The organism is Streptomyces pluripotens, from assembly GCF_000802245.2.
GTDB lineage: Bacteria > Actinomycetota > Actinomycetes > Streptomycetales > Streptomycetaceae > Streptomyces > Streptomyces pluripotens.
This window is the reverse complement of the sequence record NZ_CP021080.1, coordinates 4684160-4709247: the sequence shown is the minus strand read 5'-3', so window position 1 is coordinate 4709247 and position 25088 is coordinate 4684160. Positions and strand designations below refer to the sequence as shown.

Sequence of the window (25088 nt, the reverse complement as noted above, 5' to 3'; positions counted from 1 at the left end):
AGGGGTATCCCTGTGCCGCCGGCACACAACCGCCCGGAAATCACTCACCCTTGGGTTTGGTGATGACGGCGCCGAACAGCGCGAAGGCCCTGACGACGACCCGTGGGGCGCCGGGCCGGCCGCTCCTGCGCGCGCCCCGCCTGCCGACCAGCCCGAAGAGCCCGAAGCCCCGCACGTCAACGTCGATGTCGTCCGGTACGACGATCCCGGTGGCACCCCACAGGGCGACGGCCCGGATCTCGGTCTCCTGGGCGGCGAACCGGGCCTCGGTCAGATCGACCCGCCCGCCACCCCACATCGACCAGGCGGTGAAGCGCGGCGGCACGACCCATTCACCAGCACGCCTGAAGCCGCCGAACAGGCCCAGCGCCCCTTTGGACGTGGGAGCGCGGTCCACCACCAGACGACCCCTGGGCGTCGGTTCGGGCAGCCCGTGCACGGCCGCCGTCAGCTCGCCGAGCGTCCGAGCCCGGTACACCCCGCTGAGGCGCCCGTCCAGCTCGCCCAGCTCCAGACGGCCTTCCCCCACCGCCGCCCGTACGCGCTCAGCGGCCCGTTCGCGGTCCTCGTCGGAGACGAGGACCTCATGGCCGGAACCAGCAGCGGGGGCCAGCCCCTTCCCACGGGCGGAGGTCTTGATCTGCTCGGTCACACGGGCAAGTCTCGCACGCCCCGATTGCTGCGCCTCGTACGCGCAGGCCAACTGCCCTGCAGCGCACGACCACTGACGGAAAGGCGAAGGGCGGGGCGTGGAACGGTGCGGGTCCAGGCGGAGCCGGGCACGCCACGGCCCGCGCCCGGTCAGCGGGGGTGTTTCGTGGCGCCGTAGCCCCGGCCATTGCTGCCAGAATGGCCGGGCGCGGATGTCGTCGGGGCGCCGCCGGCCGGCTCCGTCAACGCGGGCCCTTCGGGCGCCGTGGCCGCCGGAGTCGAGGCCGAGCTCGCTGGGACTCCGCCCGTCCCGCTTGCGGTGCCGCTGCCACGCGCGGAGGCGCGCACGGTCGGCGAGGCCGTCGTACGGGACGCCGACGCCCCCGGTGACCGGCCGGCCGTGGCCGGGTCCGTCGCGCTGGGTGCTGCGGTACCCGTGTGGCTGGTCCCGGTGACGGAGCCGCCGTCGGCAACGCGTCCGCCGTCCGCGGGCTGGGACCCGTCCGGGGGATTCGAGCCGCCCACCAGGCCTGCGATCACCGCCGCGGTTCCGGCCACCCCGAGGACCCCGGCGACGACCGCCACCCGACGGCGTCCACCCTTGCGCCGCTCGGCACGCCGCCGACCGGCCCGCCCCGGACCGAACTCGGGCGGCTCGGACGATTCAGATGTCGCGGACGACTCAGAGGGCACGGACGGCACCGACAGCACGGACGGCACGGACAGCTCGGGCACTGGGGGCAGCTCGCGCGTGGCGTCGTAGGCACTCTCCCAGCCGTGCGCGACGGCCGGGTCCGCATAGTCGTCGTACGTCGGGGCCGGGGCCGCCTGCGGGAGGTACACGTTCGGCGGACCCTGGGGCTCGCCACCCGGTCCGTACACGCCGTACGCCCCTCCCTCGTACTCGCGTTCGCTGGACATGACAGCGGATTCTAGGGATGCAAGTGACCCCTGAGACAGCTCGCGGCGATATCCGGGCAAACCTTCATGTCTCACGTGGCGGAAAACACGACCCAAGAACCGTTACCGGGCCGTAAGCTCACGGACATGCAGGTGATCCAGTCGACCAAGCTCGCCAATGTCTGTTACGAGATCCGGGGCCCGGTTCTCGAAGAGGCCATGCGGCTTGAGGCGGCGGGCCACCGCATCCTCAAGCTCAACACCGGCAACCCGGCCGCCTTCGGCTTCGAGTGTCCGCCGGAGATCCTGGAGGACGTCCTCCGCAACGTCTCCACCGCACACGGCTACGGCGACGCCAAGGGCCTGCTCGCCGCCCGCCGTGCGGTCGTCATGCACAACCAGACCCTCGGCATCGAGACGGACGTCGAGCACGTCTTCATCGGCAACGGCGTCTCCGAGCTGATCGTGATGGCCATGCAGGGCCTGTTGGACGACGGCGACGAGGTCCTCGTACCGGCCCCGGACTACCCGCTGTGGACCGCTGCGGTGTCCCTGTCGGGCGGCACCGCGGTGCACTACCGCTGCGACGAGCAGTCGGACTGGATGCCCGACTTGGCCGACATCGAGCGCAAGGTCACCGACCGTACCAAGGCCATCGTCATCATCAACCCGAACAATCCCACGGGCGCGGTCTACGACGAGACGGTACTCAAGGGCCTCACCGACATCGCCCGCCGGCACAACCTGCTGGTCTGCTCCGACGAGATCTACGACAAGATCCTCTACGACGGCGCCACGCACACGCCGACCGCGAAGGTCGCCCCCGATCTGCTCACCCTCACCTTCAACGGCATGTCGAAGGCCTACCGGGTGGCCGGTTACCGCGTCGGCTGGATGTCCATCTCCGGACCGCGCGCCCACGCCGACTCCTACATCGAGGGCCTGACGATCCTGGCGAACATGCGACTGTGCGCCAACATGCCCGGCCAACACGGGGTGGTCGCCGCACTCAGCGGACGCCAGTCGATCAACGACCTGGTGCTCCCGGGGGGCCGGCTGAAGGAGCAGATGGACATCGCCTACGAGCTGCTGACACAGATCCCCGGCGTGAGCTGTGTACGCCCCAAGGGCGCGCTCTACCTGTTCCCGCACCTGGACCCCAAGGTCTTCAAGGTCAAGGACGACCGACAGATGGTCCTCGACCTGCTGCGCCAGGAGAAGATCATGGTCGTCCAGGGCACCGGCTTCAACTGGCCCGAACCCGACCACTTCCGCGTGGTGACCCTGCCCTCGGCAGGGGACCTCAGGGACGCGATGACCCGGATCGGGAACTTCCTGGACGGATACAGCCAGCCGTAGTCGAGGCACCGCAATCCGTGACCCGGCTCAACTTTAGACGAAATCCAAGCTAGGATGGCTTCCTGTCAGAGCACAGGAGGCCGTCTCCCATGTACGAACCGGTCCGCGCCCCTTCCCCTAGTCGGTCCGTCCACAGCACGACGGCGGCCGACGCTTCCTCGGACTTCCCTCACCGGTCCCGCGAGGAGGAGCTGGAGATCCAGCTCGCGGGGCACCTCGCAGCGCTACTCACCGTCACCGACGAGCTCCGCGACCTGACCCCCTCCGCCGACCTGGACACGGCCGCCGAGCGGCTCGCCGCGCAGGTGGCCCGGCTGCGGGGAGGACACAGCCCACTCCGGGCGGAACCCGGCGCCCCCCGTGACTCCGCGGCGCTGCACCGGCGCGCACACGTGCTGGCCGGCCGGGCGCTGGTGGTCGCCGCCTCACGCGCCGACACGACGGCGGCCATCCTCGCGGCCGAGCGGATGGACGCACACGCTGCCGCCGGAGCAGCCGAGCCGAAGGAACTCAGCTCCACCGCCTGACCCCTGCCCGGGTCTCCCCGCGCGGCCCCGGTCCGCGCGCACCCGCAGCGACGCGTGGACCGGACACCCCGGGACCGCTTCCTCCGTACCGGCTTCCGGGACGGTGCGCCCGGCGCGAGCCGCCGAGAGCGGTGCAGCGCGCCGAAACACGCCTGGAGGCCGTTCCCGCCACGGCTACTGCACGCGCACGCGCCGAGGTCCCGCACACGGTGCGCCCTTGCACCGTGTGCGGGACCTCGGGAGTGTTCCACGACCGGTCGTGACGATCGCTGGTCAGGGCACGGCGACCGGCCGTGGAGTCTTCAACGGGCCGTTCAGCCCAGACGCTCCACCAGGGCGCGGTACTGGTCCCACAGCGCCTTCGGGGTGTGGTCACCGAAGGTGTTGAGGTGCTCGGGGACGAGCGCGGCCTCCTCGCGCCAGACCTCCTTGTCGACGGTGAGGAGGAAGTCCAGGTCGGACTCGGACAGGTCGAGGCCGTCGGTGTCCAGGGCCGACCTGGCCGGCAGGATGCCGATGGGCGTCTCGACGCCCTCGGCCTTGCCTTCCAGCCGCTCCACGATCCACTTCAGGACCCGGCTGTTCTCACCGAAGCCCGGCCAGACGAACGCGCCCTCGTCGTTCTTGCGGAACCAGTTGACGTAGTAGATCTTCGGCAGCTTGGACTGGTCCTTGTCCTTCGCCACGTCGATCCAGTGGGCCATGTAGTCGCCCATGTTGTAGCCACAGAACGGCAGCATGGCGAACGGGTCGCGGCGCAACTCGCCGACCTTGCCCTCGGCTGCGGCGGTCTTCTCGGAGGCCACGTTGGCACCGAGGAAGACGCCGTGGTTCCAGTCGAAGGACTCCGTCACCAGCGGCACCGCGGTGGCGCGCCGACCGCCGAAGAGGATCGCCGAGATCGGCACGCCCTTGGGGTCCTCCCACTCCGGGGCGATGATCGGGCACTGCGAAGCCGGCACCGTGAAGCGGGCGTTGGGGTGGGCGGCCGGGGTCTGGGACGCCGGCGTCCAGTCGTTGCCCTTCCAGTCGATCAGGTGGGCGGGCGGCTCCTTGGTCATGCCTTCCCACCACACGTCGCCATCGTCGGTGAGGGCGACATTGGTGAAGACGGCGTTGCCCCACAGCGTCTTCATCGCATTGGCGTTGGTGTGCTCGCCGGTACCGGGCGCGACGCCGAAGAAGCCGGCTTCCGGGTTGATCGCGTACAGGCGTCCGTCCTCACCGAAGCGCATCCAGGCGATGTCGTCGCCGATGGTCTCCACGGTCCAGCCGGAGATCGTCGGCTCCAACATGGCGAGGTTGGTCTTGCCGCAGGCGCTCGGGAAGGCGGCAGCCACGTACTTCGACTCGCCCTGCGGCGGGGTGAGCTTGAGGATCAGCATGTGCTCGGCCAGCCAGCCCTCGTCACGGGCCATGACGGAGGCGATGCGCAGGGCGTAGCACTTCTTGCCGAGCAGCGCGTTGCCGCCGTAGCCGGAGCCGTACGACCAGATCTCGCGCGCCTCGGGGAAGTGGGAGATGTACTTGGTCTGGTTGCAGGGCCAGGGAACGTCCTCCTGGCCCTCCTCCAGCGGGGCGCCCACGGAGTGAACGGCCTTCACGAAGGCACCGTCCTCGCCGAGTTCCGCCAGAACGGCGCTGCCCATGCGCGTCATGGTGCGCATCGAGGCGGCGACGTACGCGGAGTCGGTGATCTCCACGCCCAGCGCCGACAGCGCAGAACCGAGCGGGCCCATACAGAAGGGCACGACGTACATGGTGCGGCCACGCATCGAGCCGCGGAACAGGCCCTGCTCACCGGAGAAGATCTCCCGCATCTCGGCGGGGGCCTTCCAGTTGTTCGTGGGGCCCGCGTCCTCCTCCTTCTCGGAGCAGATGAAGGTCCGGTCCTCGACCCGGGCCACGTCCGTGGGGTCCGAGGCGGCGAGGTAAGAGTTCGGGCGCTTGATCGGGTCGAGCTTCTTGAAGGTGCCCTTTCGGACAAGTTCCTCACACAAGCGCTCGTATTCGGCCTCGGATCCGTCACACCAGACCACGCTGTCCGGCTGCGTCAGTTCGGCGACCTCGTTAACCCACGAGATCAGTTCCTTGTGCTGGGTGGGGACGGTTGAGGGAGCCGCGATGTCGCGCGCCACGATTGCTCCTAGATGAGGGATTTTGGGTTATCGCCCCTTGGGGGCTGCGACCCGGATGCTTCGCAGTTGTCCAACTGTGGGCGCTCATCCGGTGCCGACCGCACTCATTTGATCATCCGCCGTTGGTGCGCATATGTCCAGGGGATGCCACAGGTGAGCGGCGTGAGGAAGGACACGGTTTTCACGTCTTTCCTGCGTACCTCCCCTTCCCTTTACGTGCACGTTGGGTTTGCCTGAAGGATTTTTTGTGCACCGCGTCCGGGTTCGGGATCGGGATCGGAATGAGAGGATGGCCAGTGTGCGACCGGTCACAGAGGGGACTGATCCGTAACCTACGGTTCCGTAGGTACCATGCGGCCCATGACTGCGTCCGCCTCCGACGCGCCCACGGACTCGCCGGCCGCCGGCCGCCGTCCCGTCGCGCTCTCCCTGCCGCATCCGGTCAAGCCCAGACTCCGTGGCTGGCTGCACCTCGGCATGTTCCCGGCCGTACTCATCGCGGGCCTCGTGCTCACCGCCCTCGCCGACTCGACCAGAGGCCGTATCGCCTGCGGTGTCTACGTCCTGACGGCCTGTCTACTCTTCGGCGTCAGCGCGTTGTACCACCGGGGCAACTGGAGCCCCCGGATGGACGGCGTCCTGCGCCGCCTGGACCACGCCAACATCTTCCTGATCATCGCGGGCACCTACACACCGCTAACCCTGCTGCTCCTGCCCGGAGCCAAGGGACAGTGGCTGCTGTGGGGCATCTGGGCCGCCGCGGCGGCCGGCATCGTCTTCCGCGTCTTCTGGGTCGGCGCCCCACGCTGGCTCTACACCCCCTGCTACATCGCCATGGGCTGGGCTGCCGTTTTCTTCCTGCCCGACTTCATGCGCACCGGTGGCATCGCCGTCCTGGTCCTGGTGATCGTTGGCGGCCTCCTCTACAGCGCCGGCGGTGTGATCTACGGCATCAAGCGTCCGAACCCGTCACCGCGCTGGTTCGGCTTCCACGAGGTCTTCCACTCCTTCACCCTCGCCGCGTTCGTCGTCCACTACGTGGGCATCTCGCTGGTCGCGTACCAGCACGCGTAACCGCACGACCGCACACCGTGGTCACGGCTCCGACGAGCCGTGACCACGGTGCGTTGAGGGGTGCCACCGGTCCTGCCCGGCGACCGTCACCGCCGCCTCACGGACGCTCATGCCCGGGTCGTCCTGCTCGACCGCGCGCTGGACGTGCGGGCCGGGGAAAACGGATGAACCCCACTCCGTCCCCCGTGCCATCCTGACGGGGTGAACGGACCCGAGATCCACATCGCTGTCGCCCCCGAACTCCGGCTGTTCGTCCCATCGGCCCGGCGCGTCGGCGTCACCAGCCTCACCACGGACGGTGTCTCCACGCTCGGCCACGTCGTGGAGTCCCTCGGTGTCCCGCTGACCGAGGTCGGCGCACTGGTCGTAGACGGCCGCGAGGTACTGCCCTCGCATGTGCCGAGGGCGGGCGAACAGGTGTCGGTCCAGCCCGTCGAACGACCCCAGCTGGTACCGGGTGCCCCGCTCCGCTTCCTCCTGGACGTCCACCTCGGCACCCTGGCCCGCCGTCTGCGGCTGCTCGGCGTCGACACGGCATACGAGTCGACCGACATCGGCGATCCGGCGCTGGCCGCCCGTTCCGCGACCGAGAAGCGGGTCATGCTCAGCCGGGACCGGGGTCTGCTGCGCCGCCGCGAACTGTGGGCCGGCGCCTACGTCTACAGCACCCGACCCGACGACCAACTCCACGACGTCCTCGACCGCTTCGCCCCCGACCTGCGCCCCTGGACCCGCTGCACCGCCTGCAACGGACTGCTGGAGGAAGCCACGAAGGACGAGGTCGCCGACCAGCTCAAGGGCGGCACCCAACGCTCGTACGACGTCTTCGCCCGGTGCGCCGCGTGCGGTCGCGCCTACTGGAAGGGCGCGCACCACGAACAGCTGGAGGCCATCGTGGAGCGCGCCCTCGCCCGTTTCCCGAGCGGGAACCGGCTGCTGCGGGACGGAGGCTGACGCTTCCTCATCCCTTTCCGCAGGCCATCCCGTCCCGGTTTCGGTCCAGGCGAAGCGGGTCGTCCGTGCCGTTTGCCTTCAACCGACCGCAGTGGCTCTGCGCCAGCCACGCGCAGCGGGCGGCCGTCGTTGCCTGGATCTATCCGAACGCCTGCTTAATTCGGGCGGTCGTCAGCTCCGTTCGCCTCAGGGTTCCAGCTGGTCAGCGCCGCGCGCAGGCGCTCGGGGTCAGTCGTCGGGGCGTCACATGTGAAGGTGCGGCAGATGTACGCTGCCGGTTCACCGCCCACCAGCGGCCGGTCCACCAGGAGCGGGAACTCTCCGCTCTCCGGGGTGCCGGCGGCGACAGCAGCGCCGGGGGCGGTACCGAGAAGGGCCGTACGGTGCAATGCGCTTGTCCGCTCGTCAGTGAGCGACGGACCGACGACCGCCACCTGCCTGGGGCCATCGAGCAGGGCCTCCGCGACGGCCAGACCCCAGCCGATGAACCTCGGCACGCGGGGCCCCAGTGTCCTGACCACGCCCAGCGCCCGCTCGGCGGCGACCCGGTGGGCCGTGGAGCCGGTGTGGGTGGCGTAGCCCAGCAGGGCGCCGGCCGCGGCGGTCCAGCCGGAGGGGACGGCATTGTCGGTGGGGTCCTGGGGCCGGCGGATGAGCCGCTCCGCGTCGGAGGCGGTGTCGTACAGCGAACCGGTCTCCGGATCGGTGAAGAGGACGAGGACGTGGTCGAGGAGCAGGCCGGCGAAGTCCAGCCAGACGCCCTCCGCGGTGACGGACGCAAGTGCGAGGAAACCTTCGGCGACGTCGGCGTAGTCCTCCAGGACGCCCGCGTTGACTCCGGCGCGCCCGTCTCTGCTGGTCCGGGTGAGCCGGGCGTGCTCGTCCAAATGCACCCGAACCAGCAGGTCGGCGGCGCCGAGCGCGGCATCGATCAGATCGGGCCGGTCGAAGTAGGCGCCGGTCTCGGCGAGCGCGGCGACCGCGAGTCCGTTCCAGGCGGCGACCACCTTGTCGTCCCGGCCGGGGGCTGGACGCCGCACCCGAGCGGCCAGCAGCCGCTCTTTGACGGACGCGACCTTCCCTGCGTCGAACACTCGTTCTTCCTGCGGGAGTTGCAGGACGGACCGGCCGTGCTCGAAGGTGCCCTCCTCGGTCACGCCGAAGCGCTGGGCAGCGAGCGAGGCGTCCGCTCCGAGCACCTCGCGAAGCTGCCCGGGCGTCCACACGTAGTAGGCGCCCTCGGTGTGCCTGCCCGTGCCGTCGTCGCTGTCGGCGTCGAGGGCGGAGGCGAACCCGCCCTCGTTCGTGCGCAGTTCACGGACGAGGAAGTCGGCGGTCTCCAGTGCGACCCGTCGGGCGATGTCGGAGCCGGTGGCCCGCCAGAGATGCGCGTACACACGGCACAGCAGCGCGTTGTCGTAGAGCATCTTCTCGAAGTGGGGCACGATCCAGTCGCGGTCGACGGAGTAGCGGGCAAAACCGCCACCGAGTTGATCGTAGATGCCGCCGCGGGCCATGCGCTCGCACGTGTCCCGGACCATCTGCAGGGCGCCCTCGGCACCGGTGCGGGCATGGTGCCGCAGCAGGAACTCCAGGACCATGGACGGCGGGAACTTGGGCGCGCCGCCGAATCCGCCGCGCTGCGGATCGTACTCGCGGGTGAGCCCGAGCAGGGCCTGGGCGAGTTCCGGCTCACCGGGCGGTTCGGCGGCCTGGTGCTGGCCGATCTCGCGCTGGGCGAGGTCGCCCACGATCTTGCCGGCCACCTCGCCGACCTCGTCGCGCCGGGTGGCCCATGCCTGCCGGACGCCCTCCAGCACCTGCTGGAAGGAGGGCACGCCGTGCCGGGATTCGGGCGGAAAGTAGGTGCCGAAGTAGAAGGGTTCCCCGTCCGGCGTCATGAACACGGACATGGGCCAGCCGCCCTGTCCCGTGGCGGCCTGCACGGCCTCCATGTAGACGGCATCCACGTCGGGCCGCTCCTCGCGGTCTACCTTGACGGAGACGAAGTGCTCATTCAGGTACGCGGCGGTGGTGTCGTCCTCGAAGGACTCGTGGGCCATGACGTGACACCAATGGCACGCAGAGTAACCGACCGATAGCAGAACGGGCACATCGCGCCGTCGCGCCTCCTCGAACGCTTCCGGCGTCCAGGGCCACCAGTCGACGGGATTGTCAGCGTGCTGAAGCAGATAAGGCGAGGTCACACCAGCCAGCCGGTTCATACACGCCAGCCTCTCACAACGCCCTACCCGGACCCACGAAGCCCGTGTTCGGGTTCGGATTCCCGCACCCGAACACGGGTGAACACCCCATAGTGTCGGAGGTCGCGCTCTCCGTAACGTAAAAGACATGCCTCTCACGGTCCGTCGCAGGCGCGCCCCGTTCCGCGCCGTCGCACTCGCCCTCGCCCTCGCCGCTCTCCCCGCCATGACCAACGGGACGCCCGGGAACGCCGCGTCCGGGAACCCATCGCTGGAGGGACTGTGGCAGAGCACCGGATACGGCACCGTCATCTCGGTCAGCGGACGCCACCTTCGCACCTACGAGACAACGCGCGTCAGTTGCCTGCCCGGCAGCCTGGAAGCCGAGCGGAGCGGCTCGTCCCGGGCAGGCGGTGCCGTGGATTTCACGCCGACTGTCAGCGAGGAGGCCGGGCGTATCACCCTGACTCCGGGCTCCGACGACAACGGCGATGTCATCAGGCTCCGCTTCGCGGACAACGCAGGGTTCCGCACCCTGCACCGCGTCCACGAGCTTCCCGAGAGGTGCAGTCAAAGGCCGCCCACGGACCCTCGCGCCGTCTTCGACACCTTCTGGCAGACGTATGCGGAGAACTACCCCTCATTCCCAGCCAAGGGCGTCGACTGGGCCGCCGTACGTGACCGCTACCGCCCCACCATCACCGCCGACACCACCGATGCCGAACTGTTCGGCATTCTCGAAAGCATGATCGAGCCGCTGCACGACGCCCACACCGCAATCGTCGCAGGCAGGAAACAGCACTTCGTGGGCCGTCAAGCAGACACGAAGGCACCCACGTCCGACACCGTCACGAAGATCGAGAAGGCGACGGCCGCGAGCGTGGGCACGCCCCAACAACGCTGGGGGCGGGGCGCCATCGGCTACGCGGACCTGCCCGGCCGCATCGGCTATCTACGCATCACCCGTCTTGCCGGCTTCACCGAGAAGGGTGACTACGCGAGGGACCGGGCCGAACTCGACAAGGCCCTCGACGCCATCTTCACCGAAGCGCGCACACGCGGCTCCAAGGCGCTGCGCGCACTCGTCATCGATCTGCGGTTCAACGGCGGCGGATCCGACGCCCTCGGGCTACGCATCGCCTCCAGGCTCACCACCCACGCGTACACCGCTTACACGAAGCGAGCCCGCGACAACACGGTGGGTGGGGAACGGTTCACCTCCGCCCAGCCGATCGGGGTGAGCCCGCGGTCAGGCGGTCCGGTCTACACCGGCCCGCTCGCCGTGCTCACCGGCCGCCTGACCGTCAGCGCGGGCGAGACCTTCACCCAGGCCCTCATGAACCGCACCCCGGCCCCCGTCCGTATCGGTGAGAACACCCAAGGAGCTCTCTCCGACACCATGGACCGTGTCCTGCCCAATGGCTGGTCCTTCACCCTGCCCAACGAGAAGTACCTCGCCCCGAACGGCGCGGCTTACGACGGGGCCGGTATCGCACCCACCATCCGCGTGCCTGTCTTCACCGATGACGAGCTCGCGGCTCGCCGCGACAGCGCACTGACCCGGGCCCGCGAACTCCTCGGCTGAGGCAGGCACGCGCGTCCGTCCGCGTTCGGTGGGACGGGTGCCTACTCAGGAGGAAGGCGCATGTGCTCCAGGCTGTGCAGGATCAGGCCGGAGGCCGGCTTCGGACCGAAGGAGGTCGACTTCCGCGGCATCGTGATGCCTCGGCGCGCCAGGTCGCGGACCACTTCTTCGCGTACCGGATGCATCAGCACGGCCGTGGCGTCATGGAGCTCGGCCTGTGCCACCGCCGCCTCCGCGTCGTGGATGTACGCGATGGAGTCGGCGGCATCCGGGACGCGCCACACCCGGGCCAGGAGGGTTTCGTGCAACACCGCGGCATCCAGGGCGCGCCAGTCCGAAGGACGGTCCTGTCTCATCGTACGGGCGAGAAGCGCTGGGTCCGGGCTGTCGAGGAGGTGATAGGAACCGTCGCCCGCGAGAAGGAAGGCGTTGCCGGTGGAGGCGGCTTCCTCCAGGGCCGACATGGCCCGGGCAAGTGAGGTGTCCAGACGTCGGACGCGGAAGGAGTCCCCTACCGCGTCCAGCGCCTCCGAGACCGGAAGCCGGTGGAGGAGCCGGTGGATCGCGTTGACCTGGAGGGGGTACAGCGCCGTGTCTACGAGGAGAACGAGCCCGTAGTCCCAGAGGCTGGGCGTCGCGGCCTGCTCCCGCTGCAGACGGAGGTACGTGGCCCAGCGGTGGTGGCCGTCGGCGATGAGAGCCTGGTGGCCGGCGAGGTGATCGGCCACCTCGCCGATATCGGCCGGGTCGGTTATCGACCACAGGCGATGGTGGAAGCCGTCCTCCGTGGTGGTGACGAGCAGGGGAGGACGGGCTGTCGCCCGCTCGACGACGGACGTGGCACCGGTCGGTCCGGCAGTGCCCCGGTAGCTGAGCAGCAGTGGTTCGAGGTGGGCGGCGGTGGCCCGCACCAGGGCCGCCCGTTCCTCGAGGAGGTGCACGATGACGTCCTCGTGGGGAAGAACGATTCCTTCCTCGGGCGGAGAGAGCTCCAGGGCGCCGATGACGCCGCGCTGCACAACGTCGCCACGCGCTTGCTCGTACACGTACAGGGCCGGTTCGGCGTCGGAGGCGAGGATGCCTTCGGCGAGCCACGCGCGCAGCGTCTTCGATGCCTGCCGTCGGCGGGCCTCGGCCGTGTCCGCCTGCGGGAGGATCAGGCGGACGATGCTGTACGGATGCGCGGGCGCCTGCTCGTCACGCCGGACGACGCCGTCGAGCGGTGGCGAGGTCACAGCTGCCAGGCCGCCGACTTCTTCCGGGACGTAGCGAACTCCGCGCAGCGGGAGCAGCCTCAAACCGCGGGTCCCTGACGGCGGTGCGGGGTCGTCATTTCCGGGAAGGAGATCGAGCACGGTCGTTCACCTGACGCCGGTCGTGGCACCGGGCGGGCGACGGGACGGCCTCGTCCGCTCGAAGACGTGCGCCAGACGGAACAGAACGGGTTCGCTGAACGCCCTACCGGTGAAGGTGATTCCGACAGGCAGACCCTCCGTCCAGCCCGCCGGTACACTGATGGCGGGGTAGCCGGCAAGGCCGGGTACGAGCGCGGCCCCGTGCGGATCGGGATCGCCCTCGACGACGTCGATCGGCCACGGCGGCGGGCAGGTGGGCATGACCAGCGCGTCGAGTCGGTGCTCGTCCATGACGGCGTCGATGCCTTCCGCCCGCGCCTTTCGCCGCACGGTGGCCAACGCGTCCCGGTAGCCCGGGTCGTCGAGGTCGGGGGCGTGTGCGGCCAGCATCTCCAGGATGTCCTGCTCGTACAGCTCCAGCTCGACCGCGGCGTTCGCCCGGTTGGCCTCCACCAGGGCGGCGATGGTACGCGGGTGGCTGCCTGGCGTTCGGGCAAGGTACTGCCCCAGGCCGTGGGCGGTCTCGTTCACCACGACGCGGCCGAAGGACGGATCGGTGGTGAGCTCGTCCGCTCCCGGAATGTCCGTGTCCTCGACGATGACCGCGCCAACCCCGCTCAGGGCTTCCAGAGCGGACTCGGCAACCGCGTCGGCCGCTTCGCTGTAGCCGAAGAACATCTTTCGAGGCACGCCGATGCGCACACCGCGCAGGTCCGTGGCGCCGAGGAAGCTCAGGTAGTCGAGCACGGGCACGCCGTCCGTCGCGGCGTCGAGCGGGTCGGGCCCGGCGATCATGGAGAGGACTTCCGCGGCGTCGGCGACCGAACGCGCCAGGGGTCCGATCGAGTCGAAGCTGGGGATACCGGGGATCATGCCCGCCCGGCTGGTGAGTCCGGTGGTCGGCTTCACACCGACAAGGCAGTTCGCGGCGGCGGGCCCCAGGATCGACCCGATGGTCTCGGTGCCGATCGCCACGGCGCACAGGTTCGCCGAGGCGCCCACCGCCGAGCCCGAACTCGACCCGTGCGGCGATCGCGTCGGGTCGTACGGATTGCGCGTCTGGCCACCCCGGGCGCTCCAGCCCGCGGGCCCGAGAATCCACGACGTCTTGTTCGCCTTGCCCAGCAGCACGGCTCCGGCGGCTCGCAGCCGAGCCACGACGGTGGCGTCGCGGTCCGGCCGGGACCCGAGCATGACCGTCGAGCCGCTCGTGGTGTGCATGCGATCGGCGGTGTCCAGGTTGTCCTTGAGGAGGACGGGGACGCCGTGCAGCGGACCACGGATCGGGCCGGCGTCCAGCCGGGCGGCCTCTGCCTCGGCATCCGGATTGACCTCGATGACCGCGCACAGTTCGTCATTGAAGCGCTCGATGCGGTCCAGATACCAGCGGGTCAACTCGAGGGCGGTGAGACTCCCGTCGCCGAGTGCCTTCCGCAGTTGAGCCACTGTCGCCTCAGTCGGATCAAGCACAGGACACCTCCGGCAGAGAGGAGAGCTCACGCAGCAGTGCTGCCTCGTGGTCGGCCAGGTAGAAGTGGCCGCCGGGAAATCGGTGCGCCGTGAAGGGGCCCGTGGAGGCCTCGGCCCAGGCGTCGACGTCGTCCGCCCGGGTATCGGCGTCGTCCTCGCCGTAGAACGCGCGCACCGGGCAGCCGAGCAGGCTCGGCTGCCGGCCCGCACGGTAGTTCCGTACGAGTGTGAAGTCCGCCCGGATCGACGGCAGGACGAGGTCGCGCAGCTCGGGGTCCTCGAAGAGCTGGGCGTCGTATCCGCCGAGCCGTTTGACCTCCTCGATGAGCGCTTCGTCGCTGAGCTCACCGCTTCCGTCGCCTCGGCGGGCCGATCCGGGGCGCGCCGAATTCCGTCGTGAGGGCGGTACCTGGGCGGAGACGAGCAACGCGCGCACCGGCATCCGCTGCGCCACCTCGTAGGCGATCCACGCGCCCATGCTGTGCCCGAACAGGACGAGCGGCCGGTCGCGCAGGGGTGCGAGTGCCTCCGTGACCGCCTCGACCATGGGCTCCATCCGATCGAGACAGGGCTCGGTCACACGGTCCTGCCGCCCTGGATAGCGCACGACGAGCACCTCGACGTCGGAGGGCAGCGAGGCGGGCCAGGTACGGAAGGCGCTCGGGCCCCCGCCGGCATGCGCGAAGCAGACCAGGCGGACCCGGGGCTGTTCCACCGGTCGGTATTTCCGCAACCAGATGCTGGTCTGTTGAGCGGCAATCAAGGTACGCCTCCGAAGGAGTGGTCGAGTAGGGGCGCGGCGCGGCCCGGACCCTCCCCCCCGCTCACGGAGACCGGCGCCGCGGTCCGACGGCGGTGTCCGCCGCGGACGGGGACGCGGCGGACGGGCACCGTGGAAACCTGCCGAGCCGCGGGCTCGGCGAGAGGGCGGTCAGTCGACCATACGAAGGGCCGGTATCGCCCTGCTATCGGCCGGGCACTTCAGGTGGGAAGTGCCCGCTGCCAGCACTCGCTCGCACGCCGCCTTGCGGACGGAGGCGGCCACCTCCGTATGAGCCGTCTCTTCCGCGTGGAGAGCGTGCAGCGTGGGCAGACGGTACCGGAACCAGCCGTCCGGGCCGGTGTCGGCCACTTCGATCAACGTGGCGTCCACCAGCTCCTCGAGCAGCCGCTGTGCGGCCATCGCGCCGACTTCGAGAAGGGCCTGAGCCTCCCATACCGCTATGCACTCGCCGTTGATGAGACCGAGCCGGGCGTACAGGTCGGCAGCCGCGGGCGACAGCGTCCGGTACACGCTGTCCAGGACCCGACGCAGCACGGGGGCGCCCGCGCTGAGTTCTTCTAACCGGTGCCGGCGATCGCCGAGCCTGGTCAACAGATGGGGAAAACGCCAGTGGGGCTTGGCGACGAGGCGTGCGGCCGCCGCGGACAGGGCGAGCGGCAAGTGCTCGCACAACGAGGCAAGGCGGCGCGCGGCGGCTTCGTCTTCCTCAACCCGCCCGTCGTCCACGAGAGAGCCGAGCAGCGTCACGGAGTCCGCCGGGGTCAGTTCCGGCACCCTCAGTCGGACCTGTGCCGCGGTCGCCAGTACGCGTCGGCTCGTCAGCAGAACGCAGCACCTCCCCGCCTTGGGGATGAAGTCATGGGCAACGTTGTCGTCGGGGACCCCATCGAGAATGACCAGGAGCCTCAGGTCCCCGATCTGTCGGTGGAACTCCCTGAGTCGGTCCTGGTAGTTGCGAGGTATTTCAGGGTCAGACATGCCGAGGGCTCGCAGGAGGGCGGCAGGGGCGTCGGCGGTGCCGGTCCTCTCGAAGTCGACATAGAGCTGCCCATCGGGAAACGCGTGTGCCGCCCTGCGCGCCCAGTGCAGCACAAGGGCGGTCTTGCCGATTCCGGGACGGCCCACCACCAGGCCCACGGACGACACGCCTTCGCGGGCCCGGCGAAGCAAGGCGTCGAGAGATCGGATCTCGCTGTCCCGACCGACCAATTCGCCTTCTGGCGACCCGAGTTGCGGCGAAGCGGTGACGACGTTCAGCGGTCCGGTCGTGTCCGTGGGCGGCATGAGGTCGGAGGCTTCCCGAAGGATGGCCGTGTGCAGATCCTGAAGGACACGGCCGGGTTCGAGGCCAATCTCATCGCGGAAGTCCCGCTGCGCCTGGCGGAAGAGGGCGAGAGCCTCGGACCGGTGACCTGAACGGTAGTGGGCGAGCATGAGCGCGGCTCGCGCCTGCTCCCACAACGGCCGGTCGTGCACGAGGGCCGTCAGCTCGGCGATGACCTCACGATGCCGGCCAAGCTGCAGTTGCAGGGTCGCGTACTGCTCGTAGGCGGTGAGCCTTCGGTGATCCAGGAGTTCCGCCTCCGTCTCGAGAACGGGGCTGGACATGTCGGGCAGAACCGGGCCTCGCCACAGCCCGAGCGCCTGTCCGAGCCGGTCGGCGGCAGCACCGACGTCCCCCTGGCGTGCGAGCGTCTGCGCGGAGTCCACTCCGGCCGCGAACTCGGTCGAGTCGATGTGGTGTCCGGCCAAGTGCAACAGGTATCCGGGCGCGGAAGTGCCGATCAGCTCCCCTGTGAACCCAGCGGTCCTGAATGCCTTGCGCAGGCTGGCGACGCAGATGGCGATCTGGGTGCGGCATGTGGTGGGCGGCCGTCCGTTCCAGACGGCTTCGACCAGTTGATCGATCGATACGACCCGGTCCGGTGCCAGGAGCAGCATCGCCAGCACGATGCGCTGCCGGGGCCCGCCGATCTCGACCTTTCGCGGCCCCACCCACGCCTCCAGCGGGCCGAGGACCTGGAACGAGATGTTCGGCTCGGCCCGGCCGGCGCTTCTCTGCTGCGCCCGGATATACGGAGGAGCTACCTCCGCTTTTGGTGGTTTCGCCAATGAAACTGCGGCCGCATGATGCATTACTGAAGCCCCCGTTATATACCGCTTGAGTAAAATCTTGAGCTCGTCCTGGGCAAGCTCGGTCAGTTCACATACCTTCGCAATCCGAAGGGTTCCCCGACGTGTTCGGCAGCTTTTCCGTCTCCTCTTCGGCCGCATCCAGACCGCGCCGAGGCGGATCCACAGGACGAAACTCCAACACTTTCCTTTACTGCGCGTCCGATCGAAGGACACCGACCGCCGCGGAGGCGCTTCCCCATCTCACGGCCGCTTTCCTCTCGCACACGCCCGCTTGCAACCGCCCCACACCTTCGCCATCAGGTCGAATGGCACCGAGGTAGGGGGCGACGTCGCCCTCCATAACTTACTTCCACCGGTCAACCCGGCCGTACGGAGGATGGCCGAAACCGTCGTGATCTTGGTCTCACATCCCCCTTCCTCCCCGTCGCGACCCTTTGCGTTGACAGTTCCGACGCTTTATGTCCACATCACCATTGCTCGCGGAACGAAGTTTCGGTGGTGGGCGCGCCCTGAACCGGGCGCACTCACCACCGAAACCTGATCACGCGGTGTTATCCGAGAGTGAAGAAAACCATCGGGTTGTGGCGGCTCTCGCGAACAGGGGTGTCGAGCCGCAGTTCCTTCTTCACCTTGCTGAGGTGCTCGATGACTTCAGGAGCCTTCGCGGCTGAAGGGGTGAAGAAGCTCTTGTTCTGCGCGACGAGCCACTTCATGAGAACCGAACCCTCGCTGATCGGCTTCGGCCGACGGCCGTGGAAGACATCGTGCACACTGGTCGGGGTTCCGGGGCGAACCATCGGAAAGACGTTCTCCACGTACCAGCGACCGAATCGGGCACCGTGGTCAGCGTCGATGAAGAGATAGTCCGCGCTGCCGGGGATATCTCCGAGCGTCTCCCGGACATCTCCCTTGGTGAACGTCCAGCGGTGGGCGGAAAGATCAGCCGGAACATTGCTGACCACGTGGTCGACGATGTCGAACGAGTACAGGTGCCCCACACCGTTGTCCCGCAAAGCACTGAGAATCCACATGGTGGACCAGCCGTAGAACGTGCCGATCTCGACCACCGTCTCCGGCCGGTACTCGCGCAGCAGCAGGTAGGTGATCTCCGCCTCGTAGTCGTCGAGTTGCGCCTTCATCGACCTGCCGCGCTGCCGAAGGAAGGTCCGCTGCTGGTCCCTGACGGCACACAGGTCGTCCTGATACTTCACATAGAGCTCTGACACTGTTTGCACGGTGAGGTCTCGAAGAGAGTTCACGATACCACGGGCGGAAGCCACGTCGGTGCCGCTCTCCACCGGGCCCGGGATATTGTTCGAGATGGCCACGAAATTCCTCCTGAGGTATGCTGCGCCGAAATTTGGGCAAGAAATACTGGAAACCATAGGCCAGTGCGGCATTATTCCCTTATCGGCCGATTATCGGCAGTGCCTCCGGGCGGACTTTTCCACGTCCTTGAAAGCCAGCCAAAAGACAGCGAGTACGCACGCGAAAACAAGAATCCAGCCGAGACGGAAAGCCACCCAGAATGGATCTTCCGGCGCCGTGTGGAGCCCGGGCCAGCGTTGTCCGAACCCGAGCGAGAACACGGTGGTGGCGAGCATGGACGTCTGGTGCCAGAGGAAGATCGTCATGGCCGACAGGTTCAGCAACGCCACGGCCGCCCAGCAGAACTGCCCTGCGGTGGCACGCGCCCCTGCGGCGTCGGACGCGCGGGCGGGGAGGGACGGGACCGGCTCTGCCGGCTGGCCGGTCAGCCGACGGAGCGGGCCGCACAACAGCAGTCCGAGACCGCACTGGGCCAGACCGAAGCAGACAGCCGCGAGACTCGGTGGGTTGAGGTTGGACAGGGCGGCCCCGGGGACACCGACCATGCTCGCCGGATAGCCACACCAAAGCACCAGGCCGGTCAGGCTGGCCGCGCCGCAGACGAGCATGCCGACCGCGTACCTGCGGCGGGCGAGGCCGCCGGCCGCCCAGAACACCCCCAGGGCGTAGGGCACCAGCCAGCCGGTGAAGACGTTCAGCCAGCGGAGCGAATCGACCCATCCCAGGTCGCCGACCAGCCCGCGGACCAGATCCGTGGCCACGACCAGCGCGAAGGCCACCAGCACCAGCCGGCCCGCACCACACCGCCTGATCAGCGGAGTGGCCGCCGTGATCACCGCGTAGACGCAGAGGAACCAGAGCGGGGACACCGCGAGCCGCAGCAGGGTGCGGATCGTCTCGAACGCCACTCCTTCGAAGGCCAGCCCGATCAGCACCAACCCCCACACGCCCAGCAGGGCCAAGGTGGGACGCACCAACTGGCGCAACCGCTGGGCCAACCAGGTCCGGTAACGGGTTCCGGTCGCGCCCGCGGAGGCGTAGCTCTGGAATCCGACTCGGCCGCCGACGAAGAAGAACAGGGCGAGCGGCTGCAACAGCCAGGTCACCGGCGTGAGACCCGGCATGTGGTTGAGGGGGCTGTCGCCTCCCAGATGGCCGCCTGCCCGTAGCACCACCGCGCTCACCAGCCAGTGGCCGAGCACCACGCCGAGGATGGAGTAGGCACGCAGGACATCGACCGCACGGTCGCGGGAAAGCGGAGTCGCCGCATCGATACGCAGGGCAGCCCGGTGCAGTCGCCGCACCGGTGTCAGCCGGACAGGCGGTGCCGGTGACAGGTCCTTCCAGGCCACGGGGGTGGGGCGCTCGTTCTCCGTCCTGACCCGCACATCAGCCATGGGACACCTGCCGGCCTCGGTCCAGGCCGATCAGCGCGATACTCCGGAGCGAAAGGCTGCCGGGGCGCAGGTAGTCGCCGTGCCGGCTGTCTCCGGTGGGGAGTCGTCGGGCGCCGAACTCCACGGACGCCGGGTCCGGGCCGAACCCCACTTTCTCACCGAACACGCCGTACTGAGCGTGCGGCACGTACGAGATCCAGTCCTCGCTGCCGCGCCCTGCCCACACCGGGACGCGCGCGCCCAGTTCAACGGCCGAGTCGACGCCCATCCCCGGACTGCCGAAAACCGCGACACCCGACAGCGTGGACTGCGCGGACCGATCCATTCCGCGCACCGCTTCCCCGCACACCACGGACCCGTACGAATGGCACATCAGAGCCACGGAGGCATCGGGGTTGATTCCCCGTAGCCGGTCGATCTGGCGGCGGAGCAGTCGGCCGCCCTCCTCCGCTCGCTCCTGGGTAACGGTGTCACGGCTCTTGGTGCGGGGCGCCCGGTAGCCGTACCACCCGATTACGGCAACGCGTGTCTCCGGTGCGACGGCTCGCATCTCGGCGTACAGCGTCCGGCTTCCCCCGGCCACCGATCCGTGGCGGGAGCCGAGGTGGTCGAAGGTGTCGATGGTGGTGTCCGAGCCCGGCACCAGAAGGGCGATCCGCTGCGCGTGCGCCAGGTCTCCGAGCACCTCCACCGCCTGGCCGTCACCATCGGCGGAGGCCTCCAGGAAGTGGCGGTCGGGGGAGGCGAGAGCGCCCAGTGCCCGGGCACGCCCACCGTCACCCATCCGGCGTGCCGCATCGGCTGCGCGGGCGAGATAACGCCGGTTCTCGCCGTAGAGCTCGGGCAGGTCCTTCGCCGCCACGGCCACATGCTGGGGCGCGGGCGGCAGGCCGAGCACCCCGTTCGCAGCCGCGGCCGTGACGGACGCGACGATGCTTCCGGCGACGGTGGCTATCAGCATTCCGAGTCTGATCCGCGCAGCGCGCATGGACAGTTGTCCCTTCTTTGGGCATGGGCCGGCGCGAGGCGGCGGGCCGGGGGAAAGCGGCGTCGAGGACGCCGAGGTGTTGGGGTGGGGAGAACCGGGCCGCGGCGAGATGTGAGCGGGCCCGTCATGGGCAGAAGGTCAGATCCGGACCGGCATCTCGAGTACGACGGTGGTCGGGCCCGCGGGCGGGCTGTGGAGACCGAGAGTTCCGTCGACCGCGGTCAGCCGTTCCCTCAGGCCCGACAGGCCACTGCCCACACCGATCCTGGCGCCTCCGCTGCCGTCATCCTGGACCTGGATCCGCAGGACCTTTCCGACGACGCGCGCGTCCACCGACGCCTTCGTCGCCCCGCTGTGCTTGGAGACGTTGGTGAGCAGTTCGGCGACACAGAAGTACGCCACCCGCTCGATCACCGGATCCGGTCGCTGTGACATCTCCACCTGCAGAGCCATCGGCACTCCGGCCTGCTCGGTCAGATGCGGCAGCGCCTCGGCGAGTCCCCGGTCGAGTACGGCGGGGCTCATCCCGTCGATGAGCCGCCTCAGCTCCGCGATGGCCGTGTCGGTCTGCGTGCGGGCCCGTGCGACGAGGGCGCCGGTGCGTCCGGTGGACGCTTCGCCGTCCAGGGTGTCGGCGGCCAACGACAACGTCATGGCGATCGCGACCAACTGGGCCTGCGTGCCGTCATGCAGGTCCCGCTCGACCTGCCTCAGGTCGCGCGTGCCCTCGGTGAAGGCAACAGCGCGCGCCCGCTCCAGCGTCCGGACCCGCAGCTGGGAGGCGCTGGGGCCGAGCAGCTTCCGGCCCAGCAGCCGGTGCACCCGCATCATCGTGCGAGCCGTCACCGGGGTGAAGGCCAGGACGATCAAGGCGCCCAGGACCGCCGTGACCGCCAGCCAGAGCTCCGGGCTTCCGATCACTGTCCACACGATCGACCACACGGCGAAGGCGGGCAGCGCGATCGTCACCACGAAGGCGAGCAGGTCGAGGGGGAGCCGCAGCATCAGGTAGAGCACGCTGCGCCAGGCGGTCACATCGGACAGATTGCTCCGGCTCCACCGGAACGCGCCGGGTGCCGCCGCCTGCGGCGCGGGGGGAACGATGTCCTCGCCGAGCAGTGTCCGCATCAGCCAGGCGTGCCCCCGGCCCAGGTGGCGGGCCCCCGACAGACCGGTCGCGAGCACCGGCAGTCCGATCACGGTCAGTGAGAGCAACCCGCCGACGTAGAGGACCGCGAGGGCGTAGGCCATACCGAGGAGGGAAAGCGGCACCCCGGTGACGGCGAAGACGATCGACCCCGGACGCACCGTCCGGCGTCCGTCGCGGTCCTCGTCCGCGAGGCGGGGCGCGGTCACTGCGCGGCCACGGCGGTGACCGCCGACTCCGAGGTGGCCCGCGCACCGGTGAACAGGATCGTCAGCACGGTCAGCGCCACCGGTCCCAGCACCAGAGGGGCATATGTGTGGAACGCGATGGTGGGAAGCAACTCGCCCGTCGCAGCGCTCGCGAACGCCATGCTCATGGGCGCGGCGACGAGAATTCCGAGCACCACTCCGGCCAGGGCGGTCAGTATCGCCTCCGTGCCCAGCATGCGGATCAGCTGCCGCCGGGTCGCGCCGGTCAGGGCGAGCAGCGCATACTCGCGCCGTCGCGCCGTCGTCAGTGAGGCGAGGGTGTTCACCGTGGCCACAGCTCCGAAGCCGGCCAGCATGGCGAGTTCCACCCCGCGGAGCCAGTTGTCGCTCTCGGCATAGGCGCCGGGCGGGGCAACCTCCTGAAGGGTGCCGCTGACCGAGGCGAACGTTGTCGAGAGTCCGACCAACAGGGCGATCGGCACCACGGCGGAGGACAGGCGGTAGGCGTGACCGCGCAGGTTGTCGGCGGCGAGAGCACCACCGGCGTCTCCCCCGTGCCTGCGGCCCATCAGCCGGAACGGCACACCGAGCAGCACGATGGACAGTCGTGCCAGCAAGGGTCCGAGCAGTCCGGCAGCGACCAGGAAGATCAGCGATCCGAGCAGAGCCAGTTGGGCGGACTTGTCGGCCGACTGCCCGGCGGTGAATACCACAAGGGGTACGGAACCGGCGATCACGAGCAGACCGGCGATGCCTCGAAGCCAGCCCATCTTCGTCTGCTCGGCCGTCTGTGCGAGCACAGTGGACGGCCGGCCGCGGACGATCCGGTGCGCGGCGATCCTCGCCGCGCCGACTCCGACCAGCAGTGTCACCACCGTACCGATCAGCAGAGGCCAGGGGGACCACACCACCACCGCGTCCGCCGGAACGATGTCCCGGGCGGCAAGCTCTGCCAGGAACCGCTTGGCGCCCCACGTTCCGAGCAGCCAGGCCGGCGGCGAGACGAAGAGCGTCAGCCAGAGGACCTGGCACCTGACCAGGCGCTTGATCTGTGCCGGCGTCGCCCCGCTGGTCCTCAGCAGAGCCATGTCCCGGGCCTGGCCCCGCACGGAGAACGAGAGCGTGTTGGTGACCGTGAACAGCGCCATCAGCATCGCGATCTCGCCGAACGCCCCGCCGATCATCCCGAGCCGCGAGCCTCCGCGGCCGCCGATCGCCGTGGCGATGAGGGATCCGAACATGGTGATCACGGCGACGGCCATCAGGAGCGCCGCAGCCGGCCCCGCGTACAAGGAGGGCTTGGCACGCAGCAGCCCAAGGGCAAGCCTCAGCATGCGAGCTCACTCAGCTTCTCGGAGATCTGCGCGGCGGACGGGCGTACCAGCTCGTCAACCAGGACTCCGTCGGCGAGGACGACCACTCGGTCCGCGAAACTCGCCGCGACCGGGTCGTGCGTGACCATGACACAAGTGCGGCCTTCGTTCTCGACCCCCTCGCGCAGGAGCCACAGCACCTCGCGCCCGGTCGCGCGATCGAGGGCGCCGGTCGGCTCATCGGCGAACAGAACGCGCGGACGGGCGTACAACGCCCGCGCCACGGCGACGCGTTGCTGCTGGCCACCGGAGAGACGGCCGGGCCGTTCCTTCCTCCGGTCGGCAAGACCCACCCGCTCAAGGCAGTCGGCGACCGCTGACCAGTCCACGCGCTCGCCCGCCAGCCGAGAGGTCAGGGCGACGTTCTGCTCGACCGTCATGGCCGGCATCAGGTTGTACGACTGGAAGATGAAGCCTGCCTCTGCGCGCCGCAGTTGAGCCAGGCGGCGCTCGGGCAGCGCGGTGATGTCGGTCGTGCCCCAGTGGATTGTGCCGGCGGTCGGTCGGTCCATTCCCGCCACGCACTGCAGCAGAGTCGACTTGCCCGATCCGGACGGGCCCATCACCGCGGTGAAGGTGCCCGGAGCGAAGCCGATGTCCACTCCACGCAGAGCATGAACCGCGGCACGGCCACGGCCGTACGAGCGGTGCAGGTTCTCCGCGTGAATACCCGGACCGCTTTCCACGAGAGGTCGGGCTTGGGCCTCAGTGCTCAGTGACATGCCTTCATTCTCGGCAACACGGCTGCTCAGGGCCATCGTGCTACCTCCCGTTCACGAGGTTCGGATATCCGCCCCCTCGCCGGCGTCCATGGCCACGCCCCTGGCCCGAGGTCAGGGCTTGGACTCCTGCAAGTACGCCACGACCGCCTTGACACGGCGGTTGTCCGCAGCGGTCGGAGGAAGATCGAACTTCGTGAAGATGGACGCCGCGTGCTTCTCCACCGCCCGCTCGGAGATGACGAGCAGTTCGGCGATGGAACGGTTCGAGTGGCCCTGGGCCATCAGGTCCAGGACCACTCGTTCGCGCTCGGTCAGCCGGTCGAGGGGGCGGCTGCCGGTGTTGAACATACGGCTGACGATCTCCGGGTCGAGAGCCACACCGCCGGCCGCGACCCTGTGCAACGCCTCGATGAAGTCGGCGGTGGCCGAGACGCGCTCCTTGAGCAGGTACCCGATGCCCGACGCCTCGCCGGCGAGCAGCCGGGCCGCCCAGGCCGGTTCGGCGTGCTGGGAGAAGACGAGGACGCCCACCCCGGGGTGGGCGGCGCGGAGTTGGATCGCCGCGCGGATGCCCTCGTCGGTGTGGGTGGGCGGCATGCGGATGTCGACCACGGCGACATCCGGGGCATGCGTGGCCACCGCGGCCAGCAGTCCGTCCCCGTCGCCCACGGTCGCGATGACGTCACAGCCTCGGGCGGTCAGTAGTTCCACCATGCCCTCACGGAGAATGACCGAGTCCTCGGCGATGACTACCCGCACTGCGCGCTCCCCTCGTTACCGGTCAAC

20 protein-coding genes are annotated in these 25088 nt (G+C 69.2%); 5 read left to right on the top strand and 15 right to left on the bottom strand.

What is annotated here, in order from left to right:
• Positions 1-40: 40 nt before the first annotated feature.
• Positions 41-652, bottom strand: a complete 612-nt coding sequence (locus LK06_RS21190; protein WP_078858890.1) for a DUF1707 SHOCT-like domain-containing protein — start codon at positions 650-652, stop codon at positions 41-43.
• A 149-nt stretch (positions 653-801) separates the two neighbouring features.
• A complete protein-coding gene (locus tag LK06_RS21185; RefSeq protein WP_052318937.1) occupies positions 802-1572 on the bottom strand; it encodes a hypothetical protein in 771 nt (256 codons plus the stop codon).
• 126 nt (positions 1573-1698) lie between these two features.
• Between LK06_RS21185 and LK06_RS21180 the strand changes: the two genes are divergently transcribed.
• Positions 1699-2910 (top strand): pyridoxal phosphate-dependent aminotransferase, encoded by a 1212-nt coding sequence (locus LK06_RS21180; protein WP_043406316.1) that lies wholly within the window; start codon positions 1699-1701, stop codon positions 2908-2910.
• Positions 2911-2999: 89 nt separating this feature from the next.
• On the top strand, positions 3000-3437 hold the full coding sequence (locus LK06_RS21175) for an SCO4983 family protein (protein ID WP_039653022.1): 438 nt from the start codon (positions 3000-3002) through the stop codon (positions 3435-3437).
• 314 nt (positions 3438-3751) lie between these two features.
• Here the strand turns inward: LK06_RS21175 and LK06_RS21170 are convergent, their stop codons facing one another.
• Positions 3752-5575, bottom strand: coding sequence for a phosphoenolpyruvate carboxykinase (GTP) (locus tag LK06_RS21170; RefSeq protein ID WP_039653020.1), 1824 nt, complete (start codon positions 5573-5575; stop codon positions 3752-3754).
• Positions 5576-5935: 360 nt separating this feature from the next.
• On the opposite strand from LK06_RS21170, the gene trhA reads away from it, so the two are divergent.
• Both trhA and LK06_RS21160 read left to right on the top strand, forming a co-directional pair.
• Positions 5936-6649 (top strand): PAQR family membrane homeostasis protein TrhA, encoded by a 714-nt coding sequence (gene trhA / locus LK06_RS21165; protein WP_039653019.1) that lies wholly within the window; start codon positions 5936-5938, stop codon positions 6647-6649.
• 201 nt (positions 6650-6850) lie between these two features.
• Positions 6851-7603: a Mut7-C RNAse domain-containing protein gene (locus LK06_RS21160; protein WP_043433734.1), complete on the top strand. Its 753-nt coding sequence runs from the start codon at positions 6851-6853 to the stop codon at positions 7601-7603.
• A gap of 155 nt (positions 7604-7758) precedes the next feature.
• Here the strand turns inward: LK06_RS21160 and LK06_RS21155 are convergent, their stop codons facing one another.
• On the bottom strand, positions 7759-9828 hold the full coding sequence (locus tag LK06_RS21155; protein ID WP_078858889.1) for a thioredoxin domain-containing protein: 2070 nt from the start codon (positions 9826-9828) through the stop codon (positions 7759-7761).
• A gap of 127 nt (positions 9829-9955) precedes the next feature.
• Between LK06_RS21155 and LK06_RS21150 the strand changes: the two genes are divergently transcribed.
• Positions 9956-11392, top strand: a complete 1437-nt coding sequence (locus LK06_RS21150; RefSeq protein WP_086083434.1) for a S41 family peptidase — start codon at positions 9956-9958, stop codon at positions 11390-11392.
• Between the two features lie 41 nt (positions 11393-11433).
• Here LK06_RS21150 and LK06_RS21145 read toward each other — a convergent pair whose 3' ends face one another.
• The 11 genes from LK06_RS21145 to LK06_RS21095 all read right to left on the bottom strand — a co-directional run bounded on the left by LK06_RS21145 (position 11434) and on the right by LK06_RS21095 (position 25061).
• Positions 11434-12690 carry a DUF1015 family protein gene (locus LK06_RS21145; RefSeq protein WP_043435554.1) on the bottom strand — a complete coding sequence of 419 codons (1257 nt, stop codon included), beginning with the start codon at positions 12688-12690 and terminating at the stop codon, positions 11434-11436.
• Positions 12691-12753: 63 nt separating this feature from the next.
• A complete protein-coding gene (locus tag LK06_RS21140; protein ID WP_043435556.1) occupies positions 12754-14217 on the bottom strand; it encodes an amidase family protein in 1464 nt (487 codons plus the stop codon).
• On the bottom strand, positions 14210-14932 hold the full coding sequence (locus LK06_RS21135; protein ID WP_052319075.1) for a thioesterase II family protein: 723 nt from the start codon (positions 14930-14932) through the stop codon (positions 14210-14212). Before LK06_RS21135 ends, LK06_RS21140 begins: the two co-directional genes overlap by 8 nt.
• Before the next feature lie 216 nt (positions 14933-15148).
• Positions 15149-16996, bottom strand: a complete 1848-nt coding sequence (locus LK06_RS21130; protein WP_052319076.1) for an AfsR/SARP family transcriptional regulator — start codon at positions 16994-16996, stop codon at positions 15149-15151.
• Between the two features lie 692 nt (positions 16997-17688).
• Complete coding sequence (locus LK06_RS21125) at positions 17689-18435, bottom strand: class I SAM-dependent methyltransferase (RefSeq protein ID WP_240103570.1); 747 nt, start codon at positions 18433-18435, stop codon at positions 17689-17691.
• Between the two features lie 120 nt (positions 18436-18555).
• Positions 18556-19863, bottom strand: a complete 1308-nt coding sequence (locus tag LK06_RS21120; RefSeq protein WP_043435564.1) for an acyltransferase family protein — start codon at positions 19861-19863, stop codon at positions 18556-18558.
• Positions 19856-20851 (bottom strand): alpha/beta hydrolase, encoded by a 996-nt coding sequence (locus LK06_RS21115; protein ID WP_043435569.1) that lies wholly within the window; start codon positions 20849-20851, stop codon positions 19856-19858. The genes LK06_RS21120 and LK06_RS21115 overlap by 8 nt, the downstream gene beginning before the upstream one ends.
• A 138-nt stretch (positions 20852-20989) precedes the next feature.
• On the bottom strand, positions 20990-22207 hold the full coding sequence (locus LK06_RS21110) for a sensor histidine kinase (RefSeq protein ID WP_052319077.1): 1218 nt from the start codon (positions 22205-22207) through the stop codon (positions 20990-20992).
• Positions 22204-23541, bottom strand: coding sequence for an ABC transporter permease (locus tag LK06_RS21105; protein ID WP_052319078.1), 1338 nt, complete (start codon positions 23539-23541; stop codon positions 22204-22206). Before LK06_RS21105 ends, LK06_RS21110 begins: the two co-directional genes overlap by 4 nt.
• Entirely contained in the window at positions 23535-24302 is a 768-nt protein-coding gene (locus LK06_RS21100) for an ABC transporter ATP-binding protein (protein WP_052319083.1), read from the bottom strand. Before LK06_RS21100 ends, LK06_RS21105 begins: the two co-directional genes overlap by 7 nt.
• Positions 24303-24413: 111 nt before the next feature.
• Complete coding sequence (locus LK06_RS21095) at positions 24414-25061, bottom strand: response regulator transcription factor (RefSeq protein WP_043435572.1); 648 nt, start codon at positions 25059-25061, stop codon at positions 24414-24416.
• Positions 25062-25088 lie beyond the last annotated feature (27 nt).

Bases quoted from the DNA above. Each gene is read 5' to 3' on its own strand.
- LK06_RS21185 (WP_052318937.1), bottom strand. From the start codon at position 1,572: ATGTCCAGCGAACGCGAGTACGAGGGAGGGGCGTACGGCGTGTACGGA.
- LK06_RS21180 (WP_043406316.1), top strand. From the start codon at position 1,699: ATGCAGGTGATCCAGTCGACCAAGCTCGCCAATGTCTGTTACGAGATC.
- LK06_RS21175 (WP_039653022.1), top strand. From the start codon at position 3,000: ATGTACGAACCGGTCCGCGCCCCTTCCCCTAGTCGGTCCGTCCACAGC.
- trhA (WP_039653019.1), top strand. From the start codon at position 5,936: ATGACTGCGTCCGCCTCCGACGCGCCCACGGACTCGCCGGCCGCCGGC.
- LK06_RS21155 (WP_078858889.1), bottom strand. From the start codon at position 9,828: ATGAACCGGCTGGCTGGTGTGACCTCGCCTTATCTGCTTCAGCACGCT.
- LK06_RS21150 (WP_086083434.1), top strand. From the start codon at position 9,956: ATGCCTCTCACGGTCCGTCGCAGGCGCGCCCCGTTCCGCGCCGTCGCA.
- LK06_RS21120 (WP_043435564.1), bottom strand. From the start codon at position 19,863: ATGGCTGATGTGCGGGTCAGGACGGAGAACGAGCGCCCCACCCCCGTG.
- LK06_RS21115 (WP_043435569.1), bottom strand. From the start codon at position 20,851: ATGCGCGCTGCGCGGATCAGACTCGGAATGCTGATAGCCACCGTCGCC.
- LK06_RS21105 (WP_052319078.1), bottom strand. From the start codon at position 23,541: ATGCTGAGGCTTGCCCTTGGGCTGCTGCGTGCCAAGCCCTCCTTGTAC.
- LK06_RS21100 (WP_052319083.1), bottom strand. From the start codon at position 24,302: ATGTCACTGAGCACTGAGGCCCAAGCCCGACCTCTCGTGGAAAGCGGT.